Source organism: Pseudomonas sp. lyk4-R2A-10, assembly GCF_030209075.1.
Lineage (GTDB): Bacteria > Pseudomonadota > Gammaproteobacteria > Pseudomonadales > Pseudomonadaceae > Aquipseudomonas > Aquipseudomonas glycinae.
On record NZ_JARVSR010000006.1, the window covers coordinates 184056 to 195768 of the forward strand.

Sequence of the window (11713 nt, forward strand, 5' to 3'; positions counted from 1 at the left end):
GGCAGCTGTCGGTCCGACAGTGCTTAAAACGGTGCCGGGCATTCGAAACGCAAGCGTTCGCCGGACTGGGGATGGGTGAAGCTGAGCATGCTCGCGTGCAGGCACAGACGAGGCCAGGCGGCCAGGGCTTGCTCGTGGGCGTAGAGGCCGTCACCAAGCAACGGGTGACCGATGGACAGCATGTGCACGCGCAACTGGTGCGAGCGGCCGGTGATTGGTGTGAGCTCGACGCGGCACCAGTCGCCGCAGCGCTCCAGCACGCGCCAGAAGGTCAGGGCGTGTTTGCCGAGTTCGTGATCGACCACGTGGCGCGGCTTGGTCGGCGGATCGTAGCGCAGGGGCAGATCGATGCTGCCGCTGTCCAGTTCCGGCTGACCCCAGCAGAGCGCAGTGTAGGCTTTCTCTGTTTCACGATCGTGAAACTGGCGCGACAGTTCACGGTGGGTGTCGGCATCACGGGCGAGCAGAATGATCCCCGATGTTTCCCAGTCCAGACGATGGACGATACGTGCTTCGGGGTAGCCGTTTTCCTGCAGGCGGGTGATCAGGCAGTCCTTGTTGTCGTCGGCCCGGCCAGGGACGGAGAGCAACAGGGTCGGTTTGTTCACCACCAGAACGGCGGCGTCCTGATGAATGATTTGGACGTTGGACAACGGCATTAAAACAGCCTCGTAACAAATGCCAACGGCGGCTCAGGGCCCCTCCGGTGTCGGAAGGGCCCTGAGCCGCCGTCGTTCCTGCCGGATCGACTCAGCGGTCTGGCAGGGTGATGTTGAGTTCCAGAATCGAGCAGCTGCCCTGGCTCTCCAGTGCCACGTGCACGTCGTCGTTGCCGATGTTGACGTACTTGCGGATCACTTCCACCAGTTCCTTCTGCAAGGATGGCAGGTAGTCCGGGGTGCTGCGCTGGCCGCGTTCATGCGCCACGATGATCTGTAGACGCTCTTTCGCGACCGAGGCGGTACTTGGCTTTTTGTTGGCACGAAAGAAGTCAAAAAGGTTCATTACCTACCTCCAAACAGACGCTCGAAGAATCCCTTCTTCTCGACATTCAGGAACCGGTGTTCTTTTTCCTTGCCCAGCAGGCGATCAACGGTATCGCTGTAGGCCTGGCCGGCGTCGCTCTGATCATCGAGGATCACAGGTACGCCCTGGTTGGAGGCCTTGAGCACGGCCTGGGATTCCGGAATGACGCCCAGCAGGCGTACGGCGAGGATTTCCTTGACGTCTTCGACGCCGAGCATTTCGCCTTTTTCGACGCGCTCCGGGTGATAGCGGGTGATCAGCAGGTGTTCCTGGATCGGCTCTTCACCGCGCTCGGCGCGACGGGACTTGCTGGCCAGCAGGCCGAGCATGCGGTCCGAGTCACGTACCGAGGACACTTCCGGGTTGGTCACGACGATCGCTTCGTCAGCGAAGTACATGGCCAGGTGCGCGCCTTTTTCGATACCCGCCGGGGAGTCGCAGACGACGAACTCGAATTGTTCCTTGAGCTCCATCAGGACTTTTTCCACGCCTTCCTGGGTCAGCGCGTCTTTGTCGCGGGTCTGGCTGGCAGCCAGCACGTAGAGGTTTTCCAGGCGTTTGTCTTTGATCAGGGCCTGTTGCAGGTTGGCTTCGCCGTTCACCACATTGACGAAGTCATACACCACGCGGCGCTCGCAACCCATGATCAGGTCAAGGTTACGCAAGCCCACGTCGAAGTCGACGATCACTGTTTTGTGGCCGCGCAGAGCGAGGCCGGTACCGATAGCGGCGCTGGTGGTGGTCTTACCCACACCACCCTTGCCGGATGTAACCACGAGAATCTTGGCCAAGGTGTTTCACCCCTAAGGAAGAAGGACTGTTCAGCCCCTGAAAAACATCTCTAGAAAACTACTGCAGTCGGACAGCCTTGGCTGGAATTCGGCTTTTGGCCTTTTTCCTACTTCGTTTGAGCCGTTTTCGCTACGTTTTAGAGATGCTTGGAAAATGCGGCAGTATCCGTTAAAGCCGAATGATGTTCAACACGTCGCCCGACAGGCTGACCTGTACGCCCGAACCCCACATCGGATCGCGACGCAGGTCCTCGGAAACCTTGTAATGGCCTGCGATGGAGATCAGTTCAGCGCTCAGTTGCTGACAGAAAATCCGCGCCTTGGTGTCGCCCTTGACCCCGGCCAGCGCACGACCGCGCATCGGGCCGTATACATGGATGTTGCCATCGGCGAGAAGTTCCGCCCCCGGACTGACCGAGGAAACCACCACCAGATCGCCACCCTGTGCATATATCTGTTGGCCACCACGTACTGGCGTGGTGATGACTCGGGTCGGTTTGACGGCCGGCTCCGGCGGTTTTTCCGGCTTCTTCGGTGCGACGGGTTCGGCGCTTTCCAGCGGTCGCTCGCGGGCGCCGGACGGCGGCAGCACCGGAATGTCGATGGCGATGGCGGCGGCGATGTCTTCGATGCGGCTGGCGCGGATCGCCAGGGTGCGCAGGCCGTGCTGACGGCACACGCGCATCAGGCCCGGCAAATCGACGGCGCCTTCGCTTGGCGGCAGTTTGTCCAGCGCCAGAACCAGAGGCGCGTTGCTGAAGAAATTCGGTGCCTGGGCGACTTTGGCGGCCAATTGCCGATCGAGGCTGTCCAGGTCGTTGCGGGACAGCTCCAGCACTGTAATGGCGAGCATGCTGCCCTTCAGCTGGAACACGGGATCTTGGTCTTTCGGTTCGGTTTGGCTCATGTCGGCATACAACGGCTTGTCACTAAAAGTGCCGAGACTTATAACGAGAACGCCCGCAGGCCGCAAGCCGGGTCGAACGATGTAGAATGCGCGGCCACTGTATTTACGGAAGCTTTAATGGATCGCCCGCGTTTTCGAAAAGCATTTCTTGCCCCACGCTTCTGGCCGCTCTGGTGCGGCCTCGGGCTGTTGTGGCTGATCGTGCAGTTGCCTTATCCGGCATTGCTCGCCATCGGCCGTTTTCTCGGTGCCCTGATGTATCGCTTCGCCGGCGACCGACGGCGCATCGCCAAGCGCAATCTGGAACTGTGTTTCCCGGAAAAGTCCGCCGCCGAGCGCAAGCGCCTGCTCAAGGAAAACTTTGCCTCCACCGGCATCGCCTTCTTTGAAATGGCCATGAGCTGGTGGTGGTCGCGTCAGCGTCTGGCGAAACTGGCTCACGTCGAAGGCCTGGAGCATTTGCAAAAGGCCCAGCTTGAAGGCAAGGGCGTGATTCTGATGGCGGTGCATTTCACCACCCTGGAAATCGGCGCGGCGCTGCTTGGCCAGCAACACACCATCGACGGCATGTACCGCGAGCACAAGAACCCGCTGTTCGACTTCGTCCAGCGTCAGGGCCGCGAGCGGCACAATCTCGACTCGCTGGCGGTGGAACGTGACGACGTGCGCGGCATGCTCAAGTTGCTGCGCGCAGGCCGGGCAATCTGGTACGCACCGGATCAGGACTACGGCGCCAAGCAAAGCATCTTCGTGCCGCTATTCGGCATTCAGGCCGCGACAGTCACCGCCACCAGCAAGTTCGCCCGGCTGGGCAAGGCGCTGGTGGTGCCGTTCACCCAGGAACGTCTGGCTGACGGCAGCGGTTATCGTCTGGTGATTCATCCGCCGCTGGAAGGCTTCCCGGGCGAGACCGAAGAGGAAGATTGCATCCGCATCAATCAGTGGGTCGAAGGCGTGTTGCGTGAGTGCCCCGAGCAATACCTGTGGGCACACCGGCGCTTCAAGAGTCGTCCGCCAGGCGAGCCTAAGCTGTACGCCAAACGCGGTTGATTGACCCATTCCCATAAGCACCACGGAGCGTTGCGATGAGCCCAGCTGAACCGGTCACAGGTTTGATTCTTTCCGGCGGCGGGGCTCGGGCGGCGTATCAGGTGGGGGTACTGGCGGCAATTGCTGAATTGCTGCCATTGGGGGCGGACAATCCCTTTCCGGTGATCGTCGGCACGTCGGCCGGGGCGATCAACGCGGTCAGCCTCGCCAGCGGTGCTACGGACTTTCGCGCCGCCATCGAACGTCTGACGCTGTTCTGGCAAGGCTTTCGCAGCCATCGCGTGTTGCGCAGCGACTGGCCGGGAGTGATCCACCAGGCCAGTCGTTTTGTCACCCATAGCCTGTTGGGCATGGGCCGGCAAATGCCGGTGGCGCTGCTCAACAGTTCGCCGCTACGCCATCTGCTCAATGAAAAACTGCACATGCCCGGCATCGCCGAGTCCATCGCGCGCAAGCAATTGCACGCGGTGGCGGTCACGGCGTTCGGCTACGAGTCGGGACAGGCGGTGACCTTCTATCAGGGCGGCGGCACCATCGATTCCTGGCTGCGTCACCGGCGCATCGGTGTGCCGACGCAGTTGTCGGTGGAGCACTTGCTGGCCAGTTCGGCGATCCCGCTGTTGTTCGCGCCAGTGAAGATCGGCGATGAATATTTCGGCGATGGCGCGGTGCGGCAATCGGCGCCGATCAGCCCGGCGCTGCACCTGGGCGCGAGCCGGGTGCTGGTGGTGGGTGTCAGCGGCAACCCGCGCGGTTTTGATCCGGCGCAACCGCTGGAGCGCACTTACACCGGGCAGCAGCCGACGCTGGCGCAGATCGGCGGGCACATGCTCAACAGTACCTTCATTGACAGCCTGGAAAGCGACATCGAGTTGCTTCAGCGTCTGAACCAGTTCAGCCGTCTGATGCCTGAAGGTACGCCGACCCGCGCGTTGGGTGTGGCGCCGGTGGACGTGCTGGTGATTTCACCCAGCCAGCCGATCGATGAAATCGCGGCGCGGCATCGCCAGGAATTGCCGACGGCGTTACGGCTGTTTCTGCGTGGGCCGGGTGCGACCAAGACGAGCGGGGCAGGGGTGTTGAGTTACTTGCTGTTCGAGGCGGGGTATTGCAGCGAATTGATCGATCTGGGCAGGCGCGATGCCTTGGCCAAGCGCGATGAGTTGTGCCGGTTTCTCGGGATTGACGAGGCGCTGGCTCCCGCTTGAGATGTGTTGCGCCGCCATTCGCGAGCAAGCCCGCTCCCACATTGGTTTTGTGAACGACACGAAACGAGTGTGGGAGCGGGCTTGCTCGCGAAGGCGTCCTTTCAGACGCCACTGACACCAGGATCAGAAGTGGAACTTCACCAGGAAGCTCGTGGTGCTCTGATCGGTTTTGAAATACTGGCTGTCCTTGATCCCGTACTTGTCCGACCAGTAGTCGTACTCGACACCCACATACAACTGCTTCTCGCCAATGCTCAGCGCTTTGCCCAGGTCGTATTTGATTTGTGGATTGAAGTGCAGGTTGGCGTGGTAATCGCCTTTGGAGTTGGAGTCGTTGTCGACCACCCAGTCCATGAAACCGTCGATCAGGATGTTCGAGTCACCGACCGGAATCGTGTAGGACCAGACCGGGGTGATCTGCCAGACGTTGTCACCGGCGCGGGAACCTTCAGTGTGGCGTTGGTAGAAGTTCAGCTGGAAGTAGTCGAAGCCCGGGATTGCCAGGTCGAAGCCCGGACCGATCAGGTACGACTCGGTATCGCCTTCACCGAACTCGTAAGTCATGGCCAGCAGCACGTCGGTGACCGGACCGAAAGCCAGTTTCTGATCGAAGATCTTGCCGAACGACAGACGCGGGCTGATTTCGCCGTAGTAGGTGTTCGAACCCACACCGCCGTCATCCTTGCCGTTGTAGAAGATCTTGTCGACGAACAGGAAATTGTCGCCGTACTTCCAGGCATCGGCGTGCTCGAAGGTGACGGTCTGCTGAATGCGCGGGTTGACCTGGAAGTCCTTGCCATAGAGGTAGGTCAGGCTGTTGTTCTGCCATTGCAGCAGGCCGTCGGCCATGGCCTGACCCCCTGCCAGCAGCGATCCCGCAAGCATCAGGCTGGTGCACATACGTTTCATTCGGTTGCTCCCAAAGTAGGTGTTCCACGTTTGTTTTTTTGAGTCGGCGCTCTGGTGTGGCGCCTTTTTTCGTTGCTGCGAAAGTCATCCATCCGGTCAGCTTTCATGCTGTTAGCAAGAGCTGAGCCAAGGCTTTTCGAAAAGCAAAAAAACGCCCGTCGGCTGCTGAAAAACAGTCGATTGAGCGTGTTTTCGGGATGCCTCGGTACTGACCGCGGCCGGGATAAGTTGGCTTTTCGGTCAGGAATTAAATTCGGGCTTTTTTTTAGACCGAATTCAGGAGGCCGCGGAGAATACTGACTCAACGGCCAGGCCTCAAGTGCCCCGCAACAGAGCACCGACGACAGGTAGCGGGCACGGTTGCGGGTCATCTTAGAAGTGCACCTTCACCAGCAGGCTGGCGGTGTTCTGGTTGGTGTCGAAACTGTGGGTGCTTTCGACCCCGTATTTGTTTTTCCAGTAGCTGTATTCGGTGCCGACGTACACCTGCTTTTCACCCCAGCCGAGCGCTTTGCCCAGGTCGTATTTGATCTGCGGGTTGATGTGCAGGTTGGCGTGATAGGTGCCACGGGAGTTCTGGTCGTTGTCGACCACCCAGTCCAGATAGCCGTCGATCAGCAGGTCAGAGTTGCCCACGGGAATGCTGTAGGACCAGCCGGGAGTGATCTGCCAGACGCCATCGCCGGGGCGCGGGCCTTCGGTCTGGCGGCGATAGAAGTTCAGGGTGAAATAGTTGAAACCCGGCACCTTGAGGTCGAAGCCGGGGCCGATCAGATAGGCCTCGCTGTCGCCTTCGCCGTACTCGTAGGTCATGGCCAGCAGCACGTCCTTGATCGGGCCGAACTCCAGCTTCCTGTCGAAGATCTTGCCGAACGACAGGCGCGGGCTGAATTCGCCGTAGAACGCGTGGGGGCCTTTGTTGCGGTCTTCCTGGCCGTTGTAGAAGATCTTGTCGACGAACAGGAAGTTGTCGCCGTACTTCCACTTGTCGGCGTGCTCGAACGTTACCGTCTGCTGGATTGACGGGTTGATCGCGAAGTTCTTGCCGTACAGGTAGCTCAGGCTGTTGGTCTGCCACAGCAATAAATCGCCGGCCATGGCTTGCGATGCGGCCAGCAGGCCGCCGCTCAACAACACGTTGGTTTGAGTCCGGATCATCTGTTGCTCCCTCTTGTTTTTATTGTTTGAGGCAAAGCTGTCGCGAGGGGGCAGGCTTGGGCGAGCCCCCTTTTTTACTCTTCGGATCAGTGCGGGTGTGCGTGGCAGTCGTTGATCGCTGCGCGTTCGGCGCCGCCGAGGATGTTGAACAACAGGTTCAGCGTCAGCGCGCTGAGGGTGGCCATGGCGATCCCGCTGTGGGTGATCGGGCTCATCCACAACGGCAGGTGGGCGAAGAATTCCGGACGCACCACCGGGATCAGGCCCATGCCGATGCTCACGGCTACCAGCAATTGGTTGCGACGGTCGCCGATGTCGGCCTCTTGCAGGATCTTGATGCCGGTGGCGGCCACCATGCCGAACATCGCAATCGCTGCGCCGCCGAGCACCGCCGGTGGAATCGATGCCACCAGGAACGCCGCTTTCGGCAGCAGGCTCAGGACGATCAGCAAACCACCGGCAACGATGGTCACCGAACGGCAGCGCACGCCGGTCATCTGCACCAGACCGATGTTCTGCGCGAAGGAGGAGTGGGTGAAGGTGTTGAAGAAGCCGGCGAAGAACGATGCGCCGGCATCACACAGCAGGCCGCGACGCAGCATGCGCGGGCAGACTTCCTGGCCGGTGATTTTGCCCAGTGCGAGGAACATACCGGTGGACTCGACGAAGATGATCACCACCACCAGGCACATCGACAGGATCGGTGCCAGTTCGAACTTCGGCATGCCGAAATGCAGCGGGGTGACGAACTGAACCCACGGCGCGTTGGCCATGCCGCTCAGGTCGACCATGCCGATGGCGCCGCAGAGCACGTAGCCCAGGCACATGCCGATCAGTACGGAAATGTTGACCCAGAAACCACGCATGAAGCGGTGGATCAACAGAATGGTGGCCAGCACCAGTGCGGCGATGGCCAGGTAAATCGGTGAACCGAATTGTGCGGCGCCAGCGCCGCCACCGGCCCAGTTTACGGCCACGGGGAACAACGATAAACCGATCGAGGTGATGACCGTGCCGGTCACCAGGGGAGGGAAGAAGCGCACGACCTTGGACATGAACGGCGCGATGATCATGCCGAAGAACCCGGCGGCGATGGTGGCGCCGAAGATTCCCTGCAGACCGATGCCGGGCATGCCGGCCATGGCGACCATGCTGCCGACGGCGGCGAAACTGGCGCCCATCATCACCGGCATGCGTATGCCCATCGGGCCGATCCCCAGGGACTGCACGATGGTGGCGATGCCGGCGACCAGCAGGTCGGCGTTGATCAGGAAGGCGATTTCTTCACGACTCAGGCCAGCGGCCTGTCCAATGATCAACGGTACCGCGATGGCGCCGCCGTACATCAGCAGTACATGTTGCAAACCGACCAGGATCAGTTGCAAAAGGGGCAAGCGCTGAATGGCGGGTGCGTCGGGGATGCGCGCTTTGGACAGCTCGGACATGCAACACCTCGGATCTTTTTTATTCTTGTGATGAACAGCGGCCGGGTTGCTTGCCGCTGCCCTCTTTGCATCAGGCAGACCGCTTATGCGGCCAATCGCAGGCAAGCCGGCGCCCACAGGATCCGGATGATCCGTGTGGGCGCGAGCCTGCTCGCGAGGTTTTTACGGCTTAGTTGGTCTGGGCTCCCTGGGCGATCCATGCACCGATCAGGTCACGTTCCTGCTGGGTCATCTGAGTGATGTTGCCCAGTGGCATGATCTGCGTGGTGATGGCTTGCGCCTGGATCCGTGCCGCGTTCTGGCGGATCTGCTCGGGGGTGTCGAACATCACACCGGCCGGGGCAGCGCTGAACAGCGGGCTGGTCGGTTTGGCCGAGTGGCAGACCGCGCAGCGTTCCTGGATCACGTTGTGCACCTTGTCGAACGCAGGGCCGGCGTTGGACGCCTGGGCCGGAGCGGCGGCCGGTGCAGCAGGGGCGGCTGGTTGTGCTGCTTCAGCCGGTTTCGCGCCACCACCCAGCGCCGTTTCCGGCAGTGGCTGGTACTCGATTTTTGCAGGCGCCTTGGCCACGTCCGGCGCGTTCGACATCGGCGCCGGGCCGGTGACGTACGCCAGACTGATCATGCCCACCGCTGCCACCGGCAGGGTCCAGGCAAACTTGTGGCTGTCGTGACGGGTGTTGAAGTAGTGACGCACCAACACCGCCAACACCGCAATCCCGGCCAGGATCAGCCAGTTGTACTGGCTGCCGTAGGTGCTCGGGAAGTGGTTGCTGATCATGATGAACAGCACCGGCAGGGTGAAGTAGTTGTTGTGACGCGAACGCAGCAGGCCTTTGGCCGGCAGGGCCGGATCCGGCGTGCGGTTCTCGGCGATCGCGGCGACCAGTGCGCGCTGCGCCGGCATGATGATGCGGAACACGTTGCCGACCATGATGGTGCCGATGATCGCGCCGACGTGCAGGTATGCACCACGACCGCTGAACACCTTGCTGAAGCCATACGCCGCGCCGATGATCAGCACGAACAGGATGAAGCCGAGCAGGGCAGGTTTTTTGCCCAGAGGCGAATCGCAGAGGAAGTCGTAGATGAACCAGCCGGCGATCAGCGAACCGATGCCGATGGCCACGCCTTCAGGGCCGGTCAGGCCGCTGCCGGGTGCCACGAGGTAGAGCACGGGGTTGGAGTAGAACACCACGCACAGCAGCGCGATCCCCGACATCCAGGTGAAATAGGCTTCCCATTTGAACCAGTGCAGGTTCTCCGGCATCGACGGAGGGGCCAGTTTGTATTTTTCCAGGTGATAGATACCGCCGCCGTGGATCGCCCACAGATCACCGGCAAGACCGGTTTTCGGGTTGACGCGGTTGAGGTTGTTCTCCAGCCAGACGAAGTAGAACGACGCGCCGATCCAGGCCACGCCAGTGATCATGTGAACCCAGCGCACGCTCAGGTTCAGCCATTCCAACAGATGTGCTTCCACAGTCTTTACCTCTCGCCTGTCACTCTTGTTGTCGAGTGATCAGACCTTCTCTTATTGGTGGGGGGCGAGGATCAAACGCTCATCCTCTTTGAAAAAATGCTCATCGCAGTTATTGCCTTTGCCACTGCGATCAACCACCAGGAAGTCATCCCGCTTTTCGATCGTCAGCACCGGGTGGTGCCAGACGCCGCGATGGTAATTGATGCCCTGCCTGCCGTTGGTGACGAAGGCGCGGACCAAGCCTGATACAGGTACATCGCCAAGTGGCGCGACCACGATCAGAAAGGGGTTGCCGAGCAGCGGAATGAAAGCCTGGCTGCCCAGCGGATGGCGTTCCAGCATGCTGACGGTCAGCGGCATGTCCTGCGCGTCGGCGCGGAAAATGCTGATGATCGCGTTGTCCTCAGGCGTTGCGGTTTCGACCGTCGCCAGTTTGTGGAAGCGCATGGTCGAACCGTTGTTGATCATGAAGTGATCGCTGCCGTCGGTTTCGATCACGTCACCGAAAGGGGCGAAGGCTTCTTTGGTCAGCGGTTCAATCGTCAGTGTGCGCATGCTGTTCTTCTTATCCGAATTCTGTGTTGTTGGTTCTGTTGCTATCGCTGGCAGGCCAGCTCCCACATCTGGAATACATTTCCTTGTGGGAGCCGGCCTGCTGGCGATCGGGTTCAGCGCTTATTTAGCGACCTTGCCCAGTACGCGCAGGCGGCTCACACCACCATCCGGGAACACGTTCAGACGGATGTGGGTGATCGGGCCCAGTGCGTTGATCTGCTCGACGAAGGTGTGTTCGGCGTGCATTTCCAGCTTCTGGCTTGGCAGCAGTTCGCGCCAGAACAGCGACTGGGTTTCGATCTGGCTGTCGGTGCCGCCCTTGACGAACGCGCCCTGGATCGAGCAGGTGTCCGGGTAGTTGCCCTTGAAGTGCAGGGTGTCGACGATGATTTTTTCGATCTCGCCCGGGTGGCCCAGCGCGACGATCACCCAGTCATTGCCCGGCGTGCGACGACGTGCGGTTTCCCAGCCGTCGCCCATGTTGATGCCACGGCCCGGGTTGAGGATGTTGCTCATGCGGCCGAAGTGTTCGTCGGAGCAGGCGAGGGCGCGGCCACCGTTGAGGGCTGCGGCCAGGTCGACTTGCTCGTTGTCGCCAACAGCCGACCAGTCGCGGAACGGAATGCCGTACACGCGCAGACGGGCCACGCCGCCATCCGGGTAGATGTTGAAGCGCAGGTGGCTGAACGCCTTGTCGTTGCTGATTTCGTGGTAGTGGTGGCTGTTGCCTTGCAGTTCGACGGCAGACAGCACTTCAGTCCACTGGGTGTTTTCGTCCGGCTCGCCCGACGCCAGGAAGCAGGCTTCCAGCGAGGCCGATGGCGGGAAGTTGCCGGTGAAGAATGAAGTGTCGATGTCCACGCCTTTGATCGAACCCGGTACGCCCAGGCGGATCACCGCGCTGTCGTAGCCTTCGAAGCGCTTGCGGCGGGACTCCCAGCCGTCCATCCACTTGCCGTTGTCATCGAACACGCCCTCCTTCCACACGGCCGGGGTCGGCTGAAACAGACGATTGGCGTCTGCGAACCAGTCATCGGTGACCGAGATGATTTTGGTGCCCAGACGTGCATCGGCCAGGTTGACGAACTTCTCGAAAGGTACGGCGTAAGCTTTCATTCTTCTTGTCTGCCTTTAAATAAGTGGCTTGGGATGCTTGCAGGGCCCTGGGAAACACAAGCGTT

Annotated in this window: 13 protein-coding genes; 2 read left to right on the forward strand and 11 right to left on the reverse strand. The window is 60.7% G+C overall.

Going from position 1 to position 11713, the window contains the following annotated elements:
- Positions 1–23 precede the first annotated feature (23 nt).
- From QRN46_RS10160 to minC, 4 genes are all read right to left on the reverse strand, one after another.
- Positions 24–659: an RluA family pseudouridine synthase gene (locus QRN46_RS10160; RefSeq protein WP_007960072.1), complete on the reverse strand. Its 636-nt coding sequence runs from the start codon at positions 657–659 to the stop codon at positions 24–26.
- Positions 660–750: 91 nt separating this feature from the next.
- The gene (gene minE / locus QRN46_RS10165; protein WP_007960071.1) at positions 751–1005 is read right to left on the reverse strand and encodes a cell division topological specificity factor MinE; all 255 of its coding nucleotides are present in this window, start codon (positions 1003–1005) and stop codon (positions 751–753) included.
- Positions 1005–1817 carry a septum site-determining protein MinD gene (gene minD / locus QRN46_RS10170; RefSeq protein ID WP_064378705.1) on the reverse strand — a complete coding sequence of 271 codons (813 nt, stop codon included), beginning with the start codon at positions 1815–1817 and terminating at the stop codon, positions 1005–1007. The genes minE and minD overlap by 1 nt, the downstream gene beginning before the upstream one ends.
- A 169-nt stretch (positions 1818–1986) precedes the next feature.
- Positions 1987–2724, reverse strand: a complete 738-nt coding sequence (gene minC, locus QRN46_RS10175) for a septum site-determining protein MinC (protein ID WP_007960063.1) — start codon at positions 2722–2724, stop codon at positions 1987–1989.
- A gap of 117 nt (positions 2725–2841) precedes the next feature.
- Between minC and QRN46_RS10180 the strand changes: the two genes are divergently transcribed.
- Positions 2842–3774 carry a lipid A biosynthesis lauroyl acyltransferase gene (locus QRN46_RS10180; RefSeq protein WP_285354604.1) on the forward strand — a complete coding sequence of 311 codons (933 nt, stop codon included), beginning with the start codon at positions 2842–2844 and terminating at the stop codon, positions 3772–3774.
- Positions 3775–3809: 35 nt separating this feature from the next.
- Positions 3810–4982 carry a patatin-like phospholipase family protein gene (locus QRN46_RS10185; RefSeq protein WP_285354605.1) on the forward strand — a complete coding sequence of 391 codons (1173 nt, stop codon included), beginning with the start codon at positions 3810–3812 and terminating at the stop codon, positions 4980–4982.
- Between the two features lie 123 nt (positions 4983–5105).
- Here QRN46_RS10185 and QRN46_RS10190 read toward each other — a convergent pair whose 3' ends face one another.
- The 7 genes from QRN46_RS10190 to alc form a co-directional block, all read right to left on the reverse strand.
- Positions 5106–5891 (reverse strand): outer membrane protein OmpK, encoded by a 786-nt coding sequence (locus QRN46_RS10190; protein ID WP_011333185.1) that lies wholly within the window; start codon positions 5889–5891, stop codon positions 5106–5108.
- On the reverse strand, positions 5888–6262 hold the full coding sequence (locus QRN46_RS10195; RefSeq protein ID WP_011333186.1) for a hypothetical protein: 375 nt from the start codon (positions 6260–6262) through the stop codon (positions 5888–5890). Before QRN46_RS10195 ends, QRN46_RS10190 begins: the two co-directional genes overlap by 4 nt.
- A gap of 1 nt (position 6263) precedes the next feature.
- Positions 6264–7049: an outer membrane protein OmpK gene (locus QRN46_RS10200; protein WP_011333187.1), complete on the reverse strand. Its 786-nt coding sequence runs from the start codon at positions 7047–7049 to the stop codon at positions 6264–6266.
- Between the two features lie 86 nt (positions 7050–7135).
- Positions 7136–8494: a nucleobase:cation symporter-2 family protein gene (locus tag QRN46_RS10205; protein WP_011333188.1), complete on the reverse strand. Its 1359-nt coding sequence runs from the start codon at positions 8492–8494 to the stop codon at positions 7136–7138.
- A 169-nt stretch (positions 8495–8663) separates the two neighbouring features.
- Positions 8664–9977 carry a urate hydroxylase PuuD gene (locus tag QRN46_RS10210; RefSeq protein WP_011333189.1) on the reverse strand — a complete coding sequence of 438 codons (1314 nt, stop codon included), beginning with the start codon at positions 9975–9977 and terminating at the stop codon, positions 8664–8666.
- Positions 9978–10028: 51 nt separating this feature from the next.
- On the reverse strand, positions 10029–10532 hold the full coding sequence (locus tag QRN46_RS10215) for an ureidoglycolate lyase (RefSeq protein ID WP_011333190.1): 504 nt from the start codon (positions 10530–10532) through the stop codon (positions 10029–10031).
- A gap of 120 nt (positions 10533–10652) precedes the next feature.
- The gene (gene alc, locus QRN46_RS10220) at positions 10653–11648 is read right to left on the reverse strand and encodes an allantoicase (protein ID WP_011333191.1); all 996 of its coding nucleotides are present in this window, start codon (positions 11646–11648) and stop codon (positions 10653–10655) included.
- Between the last annotated feature and the right edge of the window lie 65 nt (positions 11649–11713).